Genomic DNA, 18,144 nt, shown 5'->3' with positions numbered 1-18,144 from the left:
CGTACGCCCGGCCGCGTCCGTAGCTCTCCGCGCCTGCCCGGCACACCCCGGCATGCCTCCCTCCGGCCTGGCCGGGGCCGCATGCAAAGCCCCTCCACCACCCACGTGAGGCATCAGATGAAGCGTCACCTCATCTCGGCCGCCGACCTGACCCGGGACGACGCCGTCCTCATCCTCGACACCGCCGAGGAGATGGCCCGGGTCGCCGACCGGCCGATCAAGAAGCTGCCGACCCTGCGGGGCCGTACCGTCGTGAACCTGTTCTACGAGGACTCCACCCGTACCAGGATCTCCTTCGAGGCGGCGGCGAAGCGGCTCTCCGCGGACGTCATCAACTTCTCCGCCAAGGGCTCCTCCGTCTCCAAGGGCGAGTCACTCAAGGACACCGCGCTCACGCTGGAGGCGATGGGGGCCGACGCCGTCGTCATCCGGCACCCCGACTCGGGCGCCCCGCACCGGCTGGCCACCTCGGGCTGGATCGGCGGCTCGGTGCTCAACGCGGGCGACGGCACACACGAGCACCCCACCCAGGCGCTGCTCGACGCCTTCACCATGCGCCGCCGCTTCACCGGCTCCGGCGGCGGCTCCGGCAGCCCCGGCGGCGGTACCGGCCGGGATCTGTCCGGGCGGCACATCACGATCGTCGGCGACATCCTGCACAGCCGGGTGGCCCGCTCCAACGTGCACCTGCTGAGCACCCTCGGTGCCGAGGTCACCCTCGTCGCCCCGCCCACGCTGGTGCCCGTCGGGGTGGGGAGCTGGCCGTGCGAGGTCACCTACGACCTGGACTCCGTCCTCGCCAAATCCGACGCGGTCATGATGCTGCGCGTGCAGCGCGAGCGGATGAAGGACGCCTTCTTCCCGACCGAGCGCGAGTACGCCCGCCGCTATGGACTGGACGGCGAGCGGATGTCCCGGATGCCCGCGCACGCCCTGGTGATGCACCCGGGACCGATGAACCGCGGCATGGAGATCACCGCCGAGGTCGCCGACTCGCCGCGCTGCACCGCCGTCGAGCAGGTGACCAACGGCGTCAGCATCCGGATGGCCGCGCTCTACCTGCTGCTGGGCGGCAGCGAGCCCGCCGTCAGCCCCCGCCCCGACACGCCCCGTACTGAGGAGAACGACCGATGAGCAGAACTCTGATCCGCGGTGCGCAGATCCTCGGCGGCGCACCCCGGGACGTGCTGATCGACGGCGAGACCATCGCCTCCGTCGGCGGCAGCACCAGCACCGGCAGCCGGCCGGATGACGCCGGTGCCCAGGTGATCGACGCGGACGGCCTGATCCTGCTTCCCGGCCTGGTCGACCTCCACACCCATCTGCGCGAGCCGGGCCGGGAGGACTCCGAGACGGTCCTCACCGGTACCCGCGCCGCCGCACGCGGCGGCTTCACCGCCGTGCACGCCATGGCCAACACGTTCCCGGTCGCCGACACCGCCGGTGTCGTCGAACAGGTCTGGCGGCTCGGCCGCGAGTCCGGCTACTGCGACGTCCAGCCCGTCGGGGCCGTCACCGTCGGGCTGGCGGGCAGGCAGCTCGCGGAGCTCGGCGCCATGCACGAGTCGGCCGCCGCCGTCCGGGTCTTCTCCGACGACGGCAAGTGCGTCGACGATGCCGTGATCATGCGCCGGGCGCTGGAGTACGTGAAGGCGTTCGACGGCGTCATCGCCCAGCACGCCCAGGAGCCCCGGCTCACCGAGGGCGCCCAGATGAACGAGGGCATCGTCTCCGCCGAGCTCGGCCTCGGCGGCTGGCCCGCCGTCGCCGAGGAGTCGGTGATCTCCCGCGACGTCCTGCTCGCCGCCCATGTGGGCTCCCGCGTGCACATCTGCCACCTCTCCACGGCGGGCTCCGTGGAGATCGTCCGCTGGGCCAAGTCCAAGGGCTGGCGCGTCACCGCCGAGGTCACCCCGCACCACCTGCTGCTCACCGACGAACTGGTGCGCACCTACGACCCCGTCTACAAGGTGAATCCGCCGCTGCGCACCGAGGCGGACGTGCTCGCACTGCGCGAAGCCCTCGCGGACGGCACCATCGACTGTGTGGCTACCGACCACGCTCCGCACCCGCACGAGGACAAGGACTGCGAGTGGGGCGCGGCCGCCATGGGCATGGTGGGCCTGGAGACGGCGCTGTCCGTCGTCCAGCACACCATGGTCGACACCGGGCTGCTGGACTGGTCCCAGGTCGCCGACCGGATGTCCGCGCGCCCCGCAGCCATCGGCCGGCTCGCGGGCCACGGCCGCCCCGTCTCAGCCGGTGAGCCCGCCAACCTCACTCTGGTCGACCCCGCATACCGTGGAGAGGTGGACCCCGCGGGCTTCGTCTCCCGCAGCCGCAACACCCCCTACGCGGGCCGTGAGCTGCCGGGACGCGTCACCCACACCTTCCTGCGGGGATCGGCGACGGTCGTGGACGGGAAACTGACGTGAATCACCTCATCAAGCTGGCCGCGCAACACCCGCTGGCCGCGGAGAAGAAGTCCCAGGAGGTCACCGACTGGGCCGCCCGGATCAGCTGGGTGATAGCCCTGGTGCTCTTCGTCGCCCTCCTGTACTGGCTGATGCGCCAGGGCTGGAAGTGGCGCGGCACCCTCCAGAGCGATCTGCCCGAGCTGCCCGGCCTGCCCGCCGAGGCGCCCGCGCCCGGCGCGGTCCGGCTGAGTATGACCGGCCGCTACCACGGCTCCACCACCGCCGGGCAGTGGCTCGACAGGGTCGTCGCGCACGGCCTGGGCGTCCGCAGCCGGGTCGAGCTGACCCTCACCGACGACGGCCTGGAGGTCGTACGTCCGGGCACCGAGGACTTCTTCGTCCCGGCCGGGCAACTGCGCGGCGCCCGTCTGGACAAGGGCATCGCGGGCAAGGTCCTGACCGAGGGCGGCCTGCTGGTGATCACCTGGGAGCACGGCACCCGTCAGCTCGACTCCGGCTTCCGCTCCGACCAAGCCGCCGATCACACCGCCTGGGTGGAGGCGATCGGCACACTCGCCGGCGACACCGGCGTCGCCGCCCCGCACGATCAGGAAGGTGCACGATGACGACCTCCGCAGGAGCCCGCAGGGCTCCGGCAGCACTCGTACTGGAGGACGGGCGGGTCTTCCACGGCCACGCCTACGGGGCGGTCGGCGAGACCTTCGGTGAGGCCGTCTTCAACACCGGGATGACCGGCTACCAGGAGACCCTGACCGATCCCTCCTACCACCGCCAGGTGGTGGTCATGACCTCGCCGCACATCGGCAACACCGGGGTGAACGACGAGGACGCGGAGTCGCCGCGGATCTGGGTCGCCGGCTATGTCGTGCGCGACCCCTCCCGCCTCTCCTCCAACTGGCGAGCGACCCGCGGCCTCGGCCAGGAACTGGCGGACCAGGGCGTCGTCGGCATCAGCGGCATCGACACCCGCGCGCTCACCCGCCATCTGCGCGACCGCGGCGCCATGCGCGTCGGCATCTTCTCCGGCCCCGCTCTTGGCACGGCCGACGGCGGCGCGCCGGCAGGGGACGCCGCCCTGCTGGCCCGGGTGCGGGAAGCGCCGGGGATGCAGGGCGCGGACCTGTACGGCGAGGTGGCCACCACCGAGCCGTACGTCGTCCCGGCAGTCGGGGAGAAGCGTTTCACCGTCGCCGCCGTCGACCTCGGAATCAAGGGCATGACCCCGCACCGGATGGCCGAGCGCGGCATCGAGGTGCACGTCCTGCCCGCGCGAGCCACCCTGGAGGACGTGTACGCGGTCCGTCCGGACGGTGTGTTCTTCTCCAACGGCCCCGGCGACCCCGCCACCGCCGAACACCCCGTCGCCCTCATGCGCGGCGTGCTGGAACGCGGCACACCGCTGTTCGGCATCTGCTTCGGGAACCAGATCCTCGGCCGCGCCCTCGGGTTCGGCACCTTCAAGCTGAAGTACGGCCACCGCGGCATCAACCAGCCGGTTCAGGACCGCGCCACGGGCAAGGTGGAGATCACGGCGCACAACCACGGCTTCGCCGTCGACGCGCCGCTGGACACCGTGAGTGAGACCCCGTACGGCCGGGCCGAGGTCTCGCACGTCTGCCTGAACGACAACGTCGTCGAAGGGCTGCGGCTGCTCGACCGGCCGGCCTTCAGCGTCCAGTACCACCCCGAGGCCGCCGCCGGTCCCCACGACGCCGCCTATCTGTTCGACCGCTTCGTCGCCCTCATGCGCGACGGTCGCCCGCACCACGATCCGCTCCGGGAGGGCCAGCGTGCCTAAGCGCACTGATATCGAGTCCGTTCTGGTCATCGGCTCCGGCCCGATCGTCATCGGCCAGGCCGCCGAGTTCGACTACTCCGGTACCCAGGCGTGCCGCGTCCTGAAGGCCGAGGGCCTGCGGGTCATCCTTGTGAACTCCAACCCGGCCACGATCATGACCGATCCGGAGATCGCCGACGCCACCTACGTCGAGCCGATCACCCCGGAGTTCGTGGAGCGGATCATCGCCCGCGAACGCCCCGACGCGCTGCTGCCCACCCTGGGCGGTCAGACGGCGCTGAACGCGGCGATCGCACTGCACGAGGCGGGCACCCTGGAGGCGTACGGGGTGGAGATGATCGGCGCCAACGTCGAAGCGATCAACAAGGGCGAGGACCGAGACCAGTTCAAGGACGTCGTGGCCGCCGTCAAGGAGCGCACCGGCCACGGCGAGTCCGCCCGCTCCGTCATCTGCCACTCCATGGACGACATCCTCGCCGGTGTCCAGGAGCTCGGCGGCTACCCCGTGGTGGTGCGCCCCTCCTTCACCATGGGCGGCGCGGGCTCGGGCTTCGCGCACGACGAGGACGAGCTGCGGCGGATCGCGGGCCAGGGCCTGACCCTCTCGCCGACCACCGAGGTACTGCTGGAGGAGTCCATCCTGGGGTGGAAGGAGTACGAGCTGGAGCTGATGCGCGACCGGCACGACAACGTCGTCGTCGTCTGCTCCATCGAGAACTTCGACCCGATGGGCGTGCACACCGGCGACTCGATCACCGTGGCCCCGGCGATGACGCTCACCGACCGCGAGTACCAGCTCCTGCGGGACGTGGGCATCGCCGTCATCCGCGAGGTCGGCGTCGACACGGGGGGCTGCAACATCCAGTTCGCGGTCAACCCCGACGACGGCCGGATCATCGTCATCGAGATGAACCCGCGCGTCTCCCGGTCGTCCGCTCTCGCCTCCAAGGCCACCGGCTTCCCGATCGCCAAGATCGCCGCCCGGCTGGCCGTGGGATACACGCTCGACGAGATCCCCAACGACATCACCGAGAAGACCCCGGCCTCCTTCGAGCCCACCCTCGACTACGTGGTCGTCAAGGCACCCCGGTTCGCCTTCGAGAAGTTCCCCGCCGCCGACTCCACGCTGACGACGACGATGAAGTCGGTGGGCGAGGCGATGGCGATCGGCCGCAACTTCCCCGAGGCGCTGCAGAAGGCGCTGCGCTCGCTGGAACGGAAGGGCTCGCAGTTCGACTTCACCACCGAGCCGGGTGACCTGGGAGGCAAGGCGGCGCTGCTGGCACGCGCGGCCCGTCCCACCGAGGGCCGGATCAACACGGCGATGGCCGCCATCCGGGCCGGAGCCACCGCGGAGGAGATCTTCGCCGCTTCGAAGATCGATCCGTGGTTCACCGACCAGCTCTTCCTCATCAAGGAGATCGCCGACGAGCTGGCCTCGGCCGCGCTCCTGGACGCCGGACTGCTGGCCGAGGCCAAGCGCCACGGCTTCTCCGACCAACAGATCGCCGGTATCCGCGGCCTCCGCGAGGACGTGGTGCGCGAGGTCCGGCAAGCGCTGGGCGTACGCCCGGTCTACAAGACGGTCGACACCTGTGCGGCCGAGTTCGCCGCCCGCACCCCCTACTTCTACTCCTCCTACGACCAGGAGACCGAGGTCGCCCCGCGGGAGAGGCCGGCGGTGATCATCCTCGGCTCGGGCCCCAACCGGATCGGCCAGGGCATCGAGTTCGACTACTCCTGTGTGCACGCCTCCCTCGCCCTGAGCGACGCGGGCTACGAGACGGTGATGGTCAACTGCAACCCGGAGACCGTCTCCACCGACTACGACACCTCCGACCGGCTCTACTTCGAGCCGCTCACCCTGGAGGACGTGCTGGAGATCGTGCACGCCGAACGTCAGGCCGGTCCGGTGGCGGGCGTCCTGGTGCAGCTGGGCGGACAGACCCCGCTGGGCCTGGCCCAGGCGCTCAAGGACAACGGCGTACCCATCGTCGGCACCTCCCCGGAAGCCATCCACCTGGCGGAGGAGCGCGGCGCGTTCGGCCGGGTACTGGAGAAGGCCGGACTGCCCGCCCCCAAGTACGGCACCGCCTACTCCTTCGACGAGGCACGGCACACCGCCGCCGGAATCGGCTACCCGGTCATGGTCCGCCCCTCCTACGTACTGGGCGGGCGCGGAATGGAGATCGTCTACGACGAGCCCTCGCTGGAGGAGTACCTCACCCGGCACGCCGGCCTCATCTCCGAGCACCCGGTCCTGATCGACCGCTTCCTCGACGACGCCATCGAGATCGACGTGGACGCGCTCTACGACGGCCAGGAGCTGTACCTCGGCGGCGTCATGGAGCACATCGAGGAGGCCGGAATCCACTCCGGCGACTCCGCCTGCGCGCTGCCCCCCATCACCCTGGGCGGCTACGACATCAAGCGGCTGCGCGCCTCCACGGAGGCCATCGCCGACGGGGTGGGGGTGCGCGGACTGATCAACATCCAGTTCGCCATGGCCGGGGACATCCTCTACGTGCTGGAGGCCAACCCCCGCGCCTCCCGCACCGTGCCCTTCACCTCCAAGGCCACCGCCGTCCCGCTGGCGAAGGCCGCCGCCCGTATCTCCCTGGGCGCCACCGTCGCCGAACTGCGTGCCGAGGGCATGCTCCCGGCCACCGGTGACGGAGGCACCCTGCCGCTGGACGCGCCGATCTCCGTCAAGGAGGCCGTGATGCCCTGGAACCGCTTCCGCGACGTACACGGACACGGCGTGGACACCATCCTGGGCCCCGAGATGCGCTCCACCGGCGAGGTCATGGGCATCGACACCGTCTTCGGCACCGCCTACGCCAAGTCGCAGGCCGCCGCCTACGGTGCGCTGCCCACCAAGGGCCGCGCCTTCATCTCGGTCGCCAACCGCGACAAGCGCTCCATGATCTTCCCCGCCCGCGAGCTGGTCGCCATGGGCTTCGAGCTCCTGGCCACCTCCGGCACCGCCGAGGTACTCCAGCGCAACGGCATCAACGCCACCACCGTCCGCAAGAACAGCCAGGGCGAAGGCCCGAACGGAGAGAAGACGATCGTCCAGCTCATCCACGACGGGCAGGTAGACCTCATCGTCAACACCCCCTACGGCACCAGCGGACGCCTGGACGGCTACGACATCCGCACTGCCTCGGTCGCCCGCTCCATCCCCTGCCTCACCACCGTCCAGGCACTCGCCGCGGCGGTGCAGGGCATCGAGGCGCTCACCCGCGGCGAGGTCGGCGTCCGCTCGCTCCAGGAACACGCCCGGCATCTGACCGCGGCGCGCGAGGGATGAGGCGGCCGGCAACCGTGTACAGCTACCTCTTCCGGGTGATCCTGCGGCGGCTCGACCCCGAGCGCGCCCACCATCTCGCCGTCTCCCTCATCCGGGCGGTCGCCCGGATCCCGGTGCTGCGCACCTTCGTGGCGGCCGTCCTCGCGCCCCGCTACCGGGAGCTGCGGACGGAGGCACTGGGCCTGCGGATGCACGGGCCGTTCGGTCTCGCGGCGGGCTTCGACAAGAACGCCACCGCCGTGGACGGCATGGCGATGCTCGGCTTCGACCACGTGGAGGTCGGCACCGTCACCGCCCAGGGCCAGAGCGGCAACCCCCGCCAACGGCTCTTCCGGCTGACGCCGGACCGCGCGCTGATCAACCGCATGGGCTTCAACAACGAGGGCTCCGCCGCCGTCGCCGACCGGCTCGCGGCCCGCCGCCGGACTCATGGGGGGCCCGCCTTCCGGGCGACGGTCGGCGTCAACATCGGCAAGACGAAGGCGGTGGCCGAGGACGGAGCCATCGCCGACTACGTCACCTCGGCCGAGCGGCTCGCCCCGTACGCCGACTACCTCGTCGTCAACGTCTCCTCGCCCAACACCCCCGGGCTGCGTGACCTCCAGGCCGTCGGGGTGCTGCGACCGCTGCTGCGTTCCGTACGGGATGCGGCGGACCGCGCCGTCCCCGGGCACCAGGTGCCGCTGCTCGTCAAGATCGCACCGGATCTCGCGGACGCGGACATCGACGCGGTCGCCGACCTCGCGGTGGAACTCGGACTCGACGGCATCATCGCCACCAACACCACCCTCGCCCGCGAAAGCCTCGGCCTGGTCTCCGGCCCGGAGCTGACGGGGGAGACCGGCGGCCTCTCGGGCGCCCCGCTCACGGAGCGCTCCCTCGAGGTGCTGCGGCGGCTGTACGGGCGCGTGGGCGGCCGGGTCACGCTGGTGGGCGTCGGCGGCATCGGCGACGCCGAGGACGCCTGGCAGCGCATCCTGGCGGGCGCGACGCTCGTACAGGGCTACAGCGCCTTCATCTACGAGGGCCCGCTGTGGTGCCGCGCCATGCACAAGGGGCTCGCCGCCCGCCTGCGGAGCAGCCCGTACACCACGCTCGCCGAGGCGGTCGGGGCCGAAGCCGGTCCGGCCGGAGCGGGCCAGCCTGGATCAGACCAGTTCGGATCAGACCAGTCCGGAGCCACCGGAGCCGATGGCCAGGAGGCCCGCGCATGAGCCAGGAAGAACACCTCGCACCGTTCGCCTTCGGAGCCCGGCTGCGGCAGGCGATGGACACGCGGGGGCCGCTGTGCGTCGGCATCGACCCGCACCCCGCGCTGCTGGCCGACTGGGGCCTCAACGACGACGTGGACGGCCTGGTGCGGTTCTGCCGTACGGTGGTGGAGGCGCTGGCCGACCGGGTCGCCGTGCTCAAGCCCCAGTCCGCCTTCTTCGAGCGCTTCGGCTCGCGCGGCATCGCCGCCCTGGAGAAGACCGTGGCGCACTCCCGCGACGCGGGCGCGCTGGTGCTGATGGACGCGAAGCGCGGTGACATCGGCTCGACGATGACCGCCTATGCGGATGCCTACCTCACCAAGGGCAGTCCGCTGTTCTCGGACGCGGTGACCGTCAGCCCCTTCCTGGGCTTCGGGTCGCTGCGGCCGGCGCTGGACGCGGCGCGGATTTCGGGTTCCGGTCTCTTCGTCCTCGCGCTCACCTCCAATCCGGAGGGGGCCGAGGTGCAACGCGCTGTCACGGACGACGGACGGCAGGTGGCACAGGTGCTGCTCGACCGTCTCCGGACGGAGAACGCGGGCGAGGAGCCGCTCGGCTCCTTCGGCGCGGTGGTCGGTGCGACGCTCGCGGAGGCCGGCGCGGATCTCGCCGTCAACGGCCCGCTGCTGGCCCCGGGCATCGGCGCGCAGGGTGCGGGTGCCGCGGATCTGCGCCGCGTGTTCGGCGGCGCCGTGGGGCAGGTGGTGCCGAGCGTGAGCCGCGGTGTCCTGCGGTACGGACCTACGGTCGCGGGCCTGCGGGAGGCGGCGCGGCGGCAGGCGGACGAGCTCGGCGAGGCACTCGGGCAGGTGTCCTGAGGTGGATAAGAGGGGCAGGGCGTCTCGTACTCGCGAGTATTGTCCTGATATGTCCGGGTCGATCGAGTCTGACCAGGACTTTTCCGCTGTTCTCGCTGACTCAGAGCCTGTAGACCGCTAGTCTCCGACGAGAGCACCGCGCCCTGCGCGTTGTTCGTTGCTCCGCAGGTGCGGGGCTACTAGGTTCCTCACGATCCATATCCGACCAGTTCGACATCCGAGGTGACGTAGGCGTGGCTCTTCCGCCCCTTACCCCTGAACAGCGCGCAGCCGCGCTCGAGAAGGCCGCCGCGGCTCGCCGGGAGCGCGCCGAGGTCAAGAATCGACTGAAGCACTCCGGCGCATCCCTGCACGAGGTCATCAAGCAGGGCCAGGAGAACGACGTCATCGGCAAGATGAAGGTCTCCGCCCTTCTCGAATCGCTGCCCGGCGTGGGCAAGGTCCGCGCCAAGCAGATCATGGAGCGGCTCGGCATCTCCGAGAGCCGCCGGGTGCGTGGGCTCGGCTCCAATCAGATCGCTGCCCTGGAGCGCGAGTTCGGCGGCGCCTCGGCCTGACGGTCCCGAGCACTGCCAGAAACCTGGATAATCGCTTCATGACTACTGCTGTCTCCCAGGGGGCAACCCCCGTCCCCCCGGAAGGACGCACGCGGCTGACCGTGCTCTCCGGCCCCTCAGGGGTCGGTAAGAGCACGGTCGTTGCGCATTTGCGCAAGGAGCATCCCGAGGTCTGGCTCTCGGTGTCCGCCACCACCCGCAGACCGAGGCCCGGCGAGCGGCACGGCGTGCACTACTTCTTCATGGACAACGAGGAGTTCGACAAGCTGATCGCCAACGGCGAGCTGCTGGAGTGGGCCGAGTTCGCGGGAAACCGCTACGGCACACCCCGGAAGGCCGTGACGGAGCGGCTGGAGGCGGGCGGGCAGGTGCTCCTGGAGATCGACCTCCAGGGCGCGCGGCTCGTCCGCGAGTCCATGCCGGACGCGCTGCTCGTCTTCCTCGCCCCGCCCAGCTGGGACGAACTGGTGCGGCGCCTCACCGGCCGCGGCACCGAGGCGCCCGAGGTGATCGAGCGACGCCTGACTGCCGCCCGCACGGAGCTCGCCGCCGAGCCCGAGTTCGACGTCACCCTGGTGAACACCTCGGTCGGGGAGGTCAGCGCGGAGCTGCTAGCCTTGATGCGGGCTGACGACTAGAAGTCCGCGGCAGCCTGATCACACTTGTCCACCTCCGGAAGGCAGAGCGTGTCCTCTTCCATCACGACACCCGAGGGCATCATCAACCCTCCGATTGATGAGCTGCTCGAAGCCACCGACTCGAAGTACAGCCTGGTGATCTACGCCGCCAAGCGGGCGCGCCAGATCAACGCGTACTACTCGCAGCTCGGCGAGGGTCTGCTGGAGTACGTCGGCCCGCTTGTGGACACTCACGTCCACGAGAAGCCGCTCTCCATCTCGCTCCGTGAGATCAACGCGGGTCTGCTGACCTCCGAAGCCATCGAGGCCCCGCCGCAGTAGTACCCACGGACACCACAGCGGTGAACGACGGGCCCGGCAGCGCGACTGCCGGGCCCGTGGTGTGTCATGGACGGCAGGGCCCGCAAACGGGCAGGGGCGGCACCAGGGGAGAGTCGAGCGATGGAAGACCGGGTCAGGGTCGTGCTGGGGGTGAGCGGTGGCATCGCCGCGTACAAGGCGTGCGAGCTGCTGCGCCGCTTTGTGGAGTCCGGCCACGACGTACGTGTGGTCCCCACCGAGTCCGCGCTCCACTTCGTCGGTGAGGCCACCTGGTCGGCGCTCTCCGGGCAGCCCGTCAGCACCCGGGTCTGGGAGAGTGTCCACGAGGTCCCGCATGTCCGGATCGGACAGGAAGCGGACCTGGTCGTGGTCGCCCCGGCGACCGCCGACCTGCTCGCGAAGGCCGCGCACGGACTAGCGGACGACCTGCTGACCAATACGCTGCTCACCGCACGCTGTCCTGTCCTCTTCGCACCTGCGATGCACACCGAGATGTGGGAGCACCCGGCCACCCGCGAGAACGTCGCCACACTGCGCCGCCGGGGCTGCCTCGTCATCGAACCCGCCGTCGGCCGTCTCACGGGCGTGGACACCGGCAAGGGCCGCCTTCCGGACCCTGGTGAGATCTTCGCGCTGAGCCGCCGGGTGCTGGCCCGGGGCGCGGCGGCGATGCCGCAGGCCGATCTCGCGGGGCGCCATGTCCTGGTCAGCGCGGGCGGCACTCGCGAGCCGCTGGACCCGGTGCGGTATCTGGGCAACCGTTCCTCGGGCAAACAGGGCTACGCCCTCGCCCGTACGGCCGCCGCCCGCGGGGCCAGGGTCACCCTCGTCGCCGCGAACGCGGCTCTGCCCGACCCCGCCGGGGTGGACGTGGTGCCCGTCGGCACCGCGGTGCAGTTGCGCGAGGCGATGCTGCGGGCCGCCCCCCAGGCGGACGCGGTGGTGATGGCCGCCGCCGTGGCTGATTTTCGCCCCTCCGTCTATCTGGCGGGGAAGATCAAGAAGCAGGACGGCCAGGAACCGCAGCCGATCACTCTCGTCCGCAACCCGGACATCCTGGCCGAACTCTCGACCGGCCGGGCAAAGGGCGGGCAGGTGGTGGTCGGCTTCGCCGCAGAGACCGACGACGTGCTCGCCAACGGGCGTGCCAAGCTCGCCCGCAAGGGCTGTGACCTGCTTGTCGTCAACGAGGTGGGGGAGCGGAAGACCTTCGGTTCGGAGGAGAACGAGGCCCTGGTACTCGGCGCGGACGGCAGCGAGACCCCCGTTCCGTACGGCCCGAAGGAGGCGCTCGCGGACACCGTCTGGGACTTGGTCCAGCAGCGTTTCCGACAGCTCCCGCACAGCGACTGAGACACCGCTTCCGCGCTCATCCGTGCGCCCCCGATATCACCCGCTATCCAGTGATTTAGAGGGTCACTGAAAGTCGTACGGAAACCGGTCACGCAGCTCACGGTCGTGTCGCAGTTCCCTGCGTCATGATTGGATGCAGGCGGAGATGGATAAACTGGCCGCGGACCGTGCTCGGGCGCAGCCTCCGACCGGTCCGCCATGTTCCAGCCAGCAGCCGCTGCAACCCCAGGGAGCGATGTGTCCCGCCGCCTGTTCACCTCGGAGTCAGTCACCGAGGGCCACCCTGACAAGATCGCTGACCAGGTCAGCGACACGATCCTCGACGCACTTCTCAAGGAGGACCCGCACTCGCGGGTCGCCGTCGAGACGCTGATCACCACCGGCCTCGTGCATATCGCCGGAGAGGTGACCACCAAGGCGTACGCGCCGATCTCGACCATCGTGCGCAACAAGATCCTGGACATCGGATACGACTCGTCCAAGAAGGGCTTCGACGGCGCCTCCTGCGGCGTGTCCGAGTCCATCGGTGCCCAGTCCCCGGACATCGCGCAAGGCGTCGACACGGCGTACGAGAAGCGTGTCGAAGGCGATGAGGACGAACTCGACAAGCAGGGCGCGGGCGACCAGGGCCTGATGTTCGGTTACGCCTGCGACGAGACCCCCGAGCTGATGCCGCTGCCGATCACGCTGGCCCACCGGCTGGCCGAGCGGCTGTCGGCGGTCCGCAAGAACGGCACGATCCCCTACCTGCGGCCTGACGGCAAGACTCAGGTGACCATCGAATACGACGGTCACAAGGCCGTCCGCCTGGACACCGTGGTGGTCTCCTCCCAGCACGCCGCCGACATCGACCTCGACTCGCTGCTGGCCCCGGACATCCGGGAGTTCGTCGTCGAGCCCGAGCTGCAGGCCCTGCTCGAGGCCGGCATCAAGCTGGACACCGACGGGTACCGGCTGCTGGTGAACCCGACCGGCCGGTTCGAGATCGGCGGCCCGATGGGTGACGCGGGCCTGACCGGCCGCAAGATCATCATTGACACCTACGGGGGAATGGCCCGCCATGGCGGCGGCGCGTTCTCCGGCAAGGACCCCTCCAAGGTCGACCGCAGCGCCGCATACGCAATGCGCTGGGTCGCCAAGAACGTCGTGGCCGCGGGCCTGGCGTCACGCTGCGAGGTGCAGGTGGCGTACGCGATCGGGAAGGCCGAGCCGGTGGGCCTGTTCGTCGAGACCTTCGGCACGGCCACCACCGACGTCGACAGGATCGAGCAGGCCATCGCCGAGGTCTTCGACCTCCGCCCGGCCGCGATCATCCGCGACCTCGACCTGCTGCGCCCGATCTACGCCCAGACGGCGGCGTACGGCCACTTCGGCCGTGCCCTTCCCGACTTCACCTGGGAGCGCACCGACCGCGTCGACGCGCTGCGCAAGGCGACGGGGCTGTAGCGCCGCTCCCGGCAGGGTTCGCCCCGTCGTGCCGCTCTGCGCGCGTCGGCAGCTCCGTTACAAGGACCCTGCCGGTCACGGCACTGAGCCCCCGCACCGTGTCCGGCGCGCACACCGTGCCGGACACGGTGCCCGAGGCCCGGCCGTCCCCTCGCCGGGGGCGGCCGGGCCTCGGCCGCGTCGCGCCGCCGCCCGGCGGTCCCGGCAAACCGCCTCGCGCGCCCGTGCCCGCGCCCGTACGCTGGCACCGGCGGGTCCGGTGCGAAGGCGGCGGATACTTCTTGAGTGATCAGATATCTCTCCACGGGTTCAAATCCCGTCGCCGGCCTCGTGGCCGGTGTGGCCGAGCGGCCCAAGGCGGAGCGGCACCGCATCGCGGCGCCGTCTGTTCCGCCGCCGACCTCAGTCCTCGGACCCGCCTTCCCTCACTCCCGTGGGGCCGGCCGTCGGCCGGCCCCACGGAAACGAGGACCGCGTCGTCAGTCCTTCTCGTACTGGGCCAGCGCGAGCCCCAGGCCGAAGAACGTGGGCGCCCACTCACCGACGAAGATCCCCCAGCGGTCGGCGCGATCCATGCCGGCTGATTCTCCCTTGACCGACGCCGCCCAGGACAGGAACGACAGACCGATCGAGGCGACAGCGGCCGTGTAGGCGTGGTCACTGCGCAACCCCGCCTCGTGCAACTTCTTGATGATCATGAACAACTCCTCTGACAGAGGTCTGCAGACAACCCCACCGTCACCCCCGCGCGGCACCTCTGCCTGCCACGCACGGCCAACCGGGCGAAGCTCACGTATGCCACTCCGCCTTCGCCCGGGGTGCCCTCGTACGGATCCTGCCGCGAAGGGTCCGGTTGCCGACGAGAAGTGCGCCGACAGTGTCACCGTCCGGACCGGCGGTGCAGCGACGCTTCCCCAGTTCAGGGAGACGGCGGCTGAGGACGCGGAATCCACCGTCGCGTGCCACGGTGCGGACTCGGCGCAGGGTGCCTACGAGCCGGTGTGCCGGGCGTGGGGCACTGCCTCGTACGCGGTGGTGGGCCGGTCGCTCGGAGGCCCTCTCCCGCTGTCAGTCCCGTCTGCTAATACTGAGGCTGTGAGCAGCGACAACGGTCGACCCGGGCGCTCCGCGGCAGAGCCGCCGGAGCAGCTTGCGCTGCTGCGGGAGACGGTCCGCAAGGCCGCCAGGGAGCCGAAGGCCAGGCCGCGCACCTGGCGGGGGGCCGCTCTCGCCGAGCGGCGGCCGGTGGCCCGGGTGCTTGTCGACAAGGGGCTCGTCCATCTCGACCGGTATTTCGACTACGCCGTGCCCGCCGCGATGGACGAGGAGGCCCAGCCGGGTGTGCGGGTGCGGGTGCGGTTCGGGGCGGGGGAGCGGGAGGGGCGCCGCGAGGGCGGCGGGCTGATCAACGGCTTCATCGTCGAGCGCGTCGAGGAGAGTGACTTCCCCGGTGCGCTTGCCCCGCTCGCCCAGGTCCTCTCACCCGAACGCGTACTGCCCCCCGAGCTGTTGCTGCTGTGCCGTGCGGTCGCCGACCGGTACGCGGGCTCGCTGGCCGATGTCGTGCAGCTCGCCGTGCCGCCCCGGATGGCCAGGGCGGAGAAGGCCGCAGCGGTGCCGCCGGGGGAACCGCCCGCGGTGCCCGAGCCGGGCGGCTGGTCGCGCTATCCGCAGGGCCCCGCCTTTCTGCGCGCGCTCGCCGAGGGCGGAGCCCCGCGCGCGGTGTGGACGGCGCTGCCCGGCCCCCGATGGCCGGATGAGCTGGCCCGCGCCATGACCGCCACGCTCGCCTCCGGGCGCGGCGCGCTCGCCGTACTGCCCGACGGGCGGGCCGCCGCGCGCGCCGACGCCGCGCTGACGGAGCTGCTCGGCAAGGGCCGCCATGTGCTGCTCACCGCCGACGCGGGCCCCGAGGCGCGCTACCGGCGCTGGCTGGCGGTCAGCCGAGGCAGCGTCCGTGCGGTGATCGGCACCCGGGCGGCGATGTTCGCCCCCATACGCGATCTGGGCCTTGCCGCGATCTGGGACGACGGCGAGTCCGGCCACAGCGATGACCGCGCTCCGCAGCCGCATGCCCGCGAGGTACTGCTGCTGCGCGCGGCGCACGAGAAGTCCGCGTTCCTGCTCGGTGCGCACGCGTGCACGGTGGAGGCCGCGCAGCTCGTCGAGTCGGGCTGGGCCCGCCCGCTGGCGGCGGACCGGGAGACGGTGCGGGCGAGCGCCCCCCGAATCCGTACCGTCGGTGACGGCGACGAGGGCCGCGACCCGGCGGCCCGCGCCGCCCGACTGCCCACGCTGGCCTGGCAGACCGTCCGGGAGGCGCTGGAGCACGGCCCGGTCCTGGTCCAGGTGCCGCGCAGGGGTTACGTGCCCCGGCTCGCCTGTGAGCGCTGCCGTACGCCCGCCCGCTGTGTTCAGTGCCACGGCCCGCTGGAGGCGGTCGGCGCCCGCGAGGCACTGCGCTGCGCCTGGTGCGCGCGTGCGGAGGACGGCTGGCGGTGCCCGGAATGCGGCGGTGTCCGGCTGCGCGCGCAGGTCTTCGGGGCCCGGCGCACGGCCGAGGAGCTGGGGCGTGCCTTCCCGTCCGTGCCCGTCCGCACCTCGGGGCGGGACCACATTCTGGATTCCGTGCCGGACGGCCCCGCACTGGTGGTCTCCACTCCCGGCGCGGAGCCCCCCGCCGGCGGCCCGGGCTACGCGGCGGCGCTGCTGCTGGACGGCTGGGCGCTGCTGGGCCGCCCCGATCTGCGCGCCGACGAGGAGGCGCTGCACCGCTGGCTGGACGCGGCGGCGCTGGTGCGCTGTGCGGGAGAGGGCGGCACGGTCGTCGTCGTGGCCGAGCCGACCTTGCGGCCCGTCCAGGCGCTGGTGCGCTGGGACCCGGTCGGCCACGCGATGCGTGAGCTGGCGGAGCGGGCGGAGTTGGGGTTTCCGCCGGTCTCGCGGATGGCGGCGGTCAGCGGGCCGTCAGAGGCGGTTGCCGAGTACCTCGCCGAGACGGAACTCCCCGTGGAGGCCGAGGTTCTGGGGCCGGTGCCCCTGCCGCCCGCGCGGCAGGGTGCGGCGGCCCGGGGTGCGAGAGCAGCCGCGGGCGGAGCCGTGGGGGAGCAGCGGGAACGCGCGCTCGTCCGGGTGCCACCGGGCAGGGGCGCGGCGCTCGCCGCCGCGCTCAAGACGGCGCAGTCCCGTCGGCTCACCCGCCGGGCGGGACCAGTGGTGCAACTGCGGGTCGATCCCCCCGACATCGGCTGACACCGGACCGGGGTACGCTCCTCAGCTCGTGGTGGCGAGCTTGGCGGCGAAACCGCAGAACACCACGCTCGCACCGGCGTTGAGCCCCGCAGACAGGCGCCTGCGGCGGCCCCCTCCCTCGCCCGCGTTGGGCGGCGCCCCGTCTCCCGGAAGCGGGTCCGGGAAGGCGCGGGGGAGGGCGATCAGCCGTTGCGGGGTGCGGGGAACATCCCCGGCCGGGTGTCCTGACGGGACGGCGGAGCCGGTGACGCCGGACGTACCGGTCCGGAGCGGGCGGCGGGCACCGCCGGTGCGGGCGCGGCGGGGAGTGCGCGTGCGGCAGCCGGTTCGCCCGTACGGCCGGCCTCACCGGCACCTGCACCGGCGCCCGTACCGACGGCGACGCCGGCACCCGCAGCGATACCAGGGCCCGTACCGGCGCCGTCCTCCGCGTGCGGGTGGGACGGGCCGCGGCGCGAGCCGTAACGGCGGTGCACCGCCTGCTTGGTGACACCGAGCGCGGAGCCCACCGCGTCCCAGGAGAATCCCAGCGAGCGGTCGAACTCCACCGCTGCGGTGACGAGTGTCTCGACGCTGTCGCGCAGTTCCTGTGCGAGCCGCACGGTGGGCGCCGGGGCCCGCCCGTAGACGACGAAGCCGGCCGACGGACCGGTGCGGCGGGGCCGGTAGACGTTCCCCAGTTGCGCGGTGAGCGTGCGCAGCGCGTCCACCTGCCGTCGGACGCGCTCGATGTCCCGCACCAGCAGATGCAGGCTGGCCCTCGCCTGGGCGTCGTGGGTTGCGTGGTCGGCCATGAACAAGCCTCTCGAACCGGCGTGAAAAAGGACGGGATACAAAATGCAGGAAGGCGCGAGAAGAAAACGGGCCGCTGAGCGTACAGACAGCATCGTTTTGGTCAAACGCACTTGACCAACGGCGAACATCCCGTCTGGTCACGCACAGGGGGCGTGCAGGGAA

General features: G+C 71.5%; 15 protein-coding genes. 13 read left to right on the top strand and 2 right to left on the bottom strand.

From position 1 onward, the window contains the following. Positions 1-117: 117 nt before the first annotated feature. From LHJ74_RS01075 to metK, 12 genes are all read left to right on the top strand, one after another. Positions 118-1,134, top strand: a complete 1,017-nt coding sequence (locus LHJ74_RS01075) for an aspartate carbamoyltransferase catalytic subunit (protein ID WP_260215456.1) — start codon at positions 118-120, stop codon at positions 1,132-1,134. Next, positions 1,131-2,435, top strand: coding sequence for a dihydroorotase (locus LHJ74_RS01070; RefSeq protein WP_260215455.1), 1,305 nt, complete (start codon positions 1,131-1,133; stop codon positions 2,433-2,435). The genes LHJ74_RS01075 and LHJ74_RS01070 overlap by 4 nt, the downstream gene beginning before the upstream one ends. Then, complete coding sequence (locus LHJ74_RS01065; protein WP_260215454.1) at positions 2,432-3,043, top strand: PH-like domain-containing protein; 612 nt, start codon at positions 2,432-2,434, stop codon at positions 3,041-3,043. Before LHJ74_RS01070 ends, LHJ74_RS01065 begins: the two co-directional genes overlap by 4 nt. Next, complete coding sequence (gene carA, locus LHJ74_RS01060) at positions 3,040-4,236, top strand: glutamine-hydrolyzing carbamoyl-phosphate synthase small subunit (RefSeq protein ID WP_260215453.1); 1,197 nt, start codon at positions 3,040-3,042, stop codon at positions 4,234-4,236. The genes LHJ74_RS01065 and carA overlap by 4 nt, the downstream gene beginning before the upstream one ends. After that, a complete protein-coding gene (gene carB / locus LHJ74_RS01055) occupies positions 4,229-7,549 on the top strand; it encodes a carbamoyl-phosphate synthase large subunit (protein ID WP_260215452.1) in 3,321 nt (1,106 codons plus the stop codon). The genes carA and carB overlap by 8 nt, the downstream gene beginning before the upstream one ends. A gap of 14 nt (positions 7,550-7,563) precedes the next feature. Beyond that, positions 7,564-8,763 carry a quinone-dependent dihydroorotate dehydrogenase gene (locus tag LHJ74_RS01050; RefSeq protein ID WP_260215451.1) on the top strand — a complete coding sequence of 400 codons (1,200 nt, stop codon included), beginning with the start codon at positions 7,564-7,566 and terminating at the stop codon, positions 8,761-8,763. Then, positions 8,760-9,620, top strand: coding sequence for an orotidine-5'-phosphate decarboxylase (pyrF, locus tag LHJ74_RS01045; RefSeq protein WP_260215449.1), 861 nt, complete (start codon positions 8,760-8,762; stop codon positions 9,618-9,620). Before LHJ74_RS01050 ends, pyrF begins: the two co-directional genes overlap by 4 nt. 233 nt (positions 9,621-9,853) lie before the next feature. Next, positions 9,854-10,177: an integration host factor gene (locus tag LHJ74_RS01040; protein WP_027751094.1), complete on the top strand. Its 324-nt coding sequence runs from the start codon at positions 9,854-9,856 to the stop codon at positions 10,175-10,177. Between the two features lie 38 nt (positions 10,178-10,215). Continuing rightward, on the top strand, positions 10,216-10,815 hold the full coding sequence (gene gmk, locus LHJ74_RS01035) for a guanylate kinase (protein ID WP_260215448.1): 600 nt from the start codon (positions 10,216-10,218) through the stop codon (positions 10,813-10,815). A gap of 48 nt (positions 10,816-10,863) precedes the next feature. Further along, complete coding sequence (gene rpoZ / locus LHJ74_RS01030) at positions 10,864-11,136, top strand: DNA-directed RNA polymerase subunit omega (RefSeq protein ID WP_027751092.1); 273 nt, start codon at positions 10,864-10,866, stop codon at positions 11,134-11,136. A gap of 120 nt (positions 11,137-11,256) precedes the next feature. Then, entirely contained in the window at positions 11,257-12,489 is a 1,233-nt protein-coding gene (coaBC, locus tag LHJ74_RS01025; protein WP_260215447.1) for a bifunctional phosphopantothenoylcysteine decarboxylase/phosphopantothenate--cysteine ligase CoaBC, read from the top strand. A gap of 237 nt (positions 12,490-12,726) precedes the next feature. Then, the gene (gene metK, locus LHJ74_RS01020) at positions 12,727-13,935 is read left to right on the top strand and encodes a methionine adenosyltransferase (RefSeq protein ID WP_260215446.1); all 1,209 of its coding nucleotides are present in this window, start codon (positions 12,727-12,729) and stop codon (positions 13,933-13,935) included. Positions 13,936-14,414: 479 nt separating this feature from the next. On the opposite strand, the gene LHJ74_RS01015 is transcribed toward metK, so the two are convergent. Beyond that, the gene (locus LHJ74_RS01015) at positions 14,415-14,633 is read right to left on the bottom strand and encodes a hypothetical protein (protein WP_260215445.1); all 219 of its coding nucleotides are present in this window, start codon (positions 14,631-14,633) and stop codon (positions 14,415-14,417) included. Positions 14,634-15,030: 397 nt separating this feature from the next. On the opposite strand from LHJ74_RS01015, the gene LHJ74_RS01010 reads away from it, so the two are divergent. Further along, on the top strand, positions 15,031-17,187 hold the full coding sequence (locus LHJ74_RS01010) for a primosomal protein N' (RefSeq protein ID WP_260215444.1): 2,157 nt from the start codon (positions 15,031-15,033) through the stop codon (positions 17,185-17,187). Positions 17,188-17,369: 182 nt separating this feature from the next. Here the strand turns inward: LHJ74_RS01010 and LHJ74_RS01005 are convergent, their stop codons facing one another. Continuing rightward, the gene (locus LHJ74_RS01005) at positions 17,370-17,981 is read right to left on the bottom strand and encodes a hypothetical protein (RefSeq protein ID WP_260215443.1); all 612 of its coding nucleotides are present in this window, start codon (positions 17,979-17,981) and stop codon (positions 17,370-17,372) included. Positions 17,982-18,144 lie beyond the last annotated feature (163 nt).

This window comes from Streptomyces gossypii, from assembly GCF_025165795.1.
GTDB classification, from domain to species: Bacteria; Actinomycetota; Actinomycetes; order Streptomycetales; family Streptomycetaceae; genus Streptomyces; species Streptomyces gossypii.
Note: the sequence above shows the minus strand (reverse complement) of the source record. Positions and strands in the feature narration are given on the sequence as shown.

Coding starts and splice junctions, on each gene's coding strand:
- gmk (WP_260215448.1), top strand. CDS start 10,216: ATGACTACTGCTGTCTCCCAGGGGGCAACCCCCGTCCCCCCGGAAGGA.
- carA (WP_260215453.1), top strand. CDS start 3,040: ATGACGACCTCCGCAGGAGCCCGCAGGGCTCCGGCAGCACTCGTACTG.
- LHJ74_RS01070 (WP_260215455.1), top strand. CDS start 1,131: ATGAGCAGAACTCTGATCCGCGGTGCGCAGATCCTCGGCGGCGCACCC.
- LHJ74_RS01015 (WP_260215445.1), bottom strand. CDS start 14,633: ATGATCATCAAGAAGTTGCACGAGGCGGGGTTGCGCAGTGACCACGCC.
- coaBC (WP_260215447.1), top strand. CDS start 11,257: ATGGAAGACCGGGTCAGGGTCGTGCTGGGGGTGAGCGGTGGCATCGCC.
- LHJ74_RS01005 (WP_260215443.1), bottom strand. CDS start 17,981: ATGGCCGACCACGCAACCCACGACGCCCAGGCGAGGGCCAGCCTGCAT.
- pyrF (WP_260215449.1), top strand. CDS start 8,760: ATGAGCCAGGAAGAACACCTCGCACCGTTCGCCTTCGGAGCCCGGCTG.
- LHJ74_RS01075 (WP_260215456.1), top strand. CDS start 118: ATGAAGCGTCACCTCATCTCGGCCGCCGACCTGACCCGGGACGACGCC.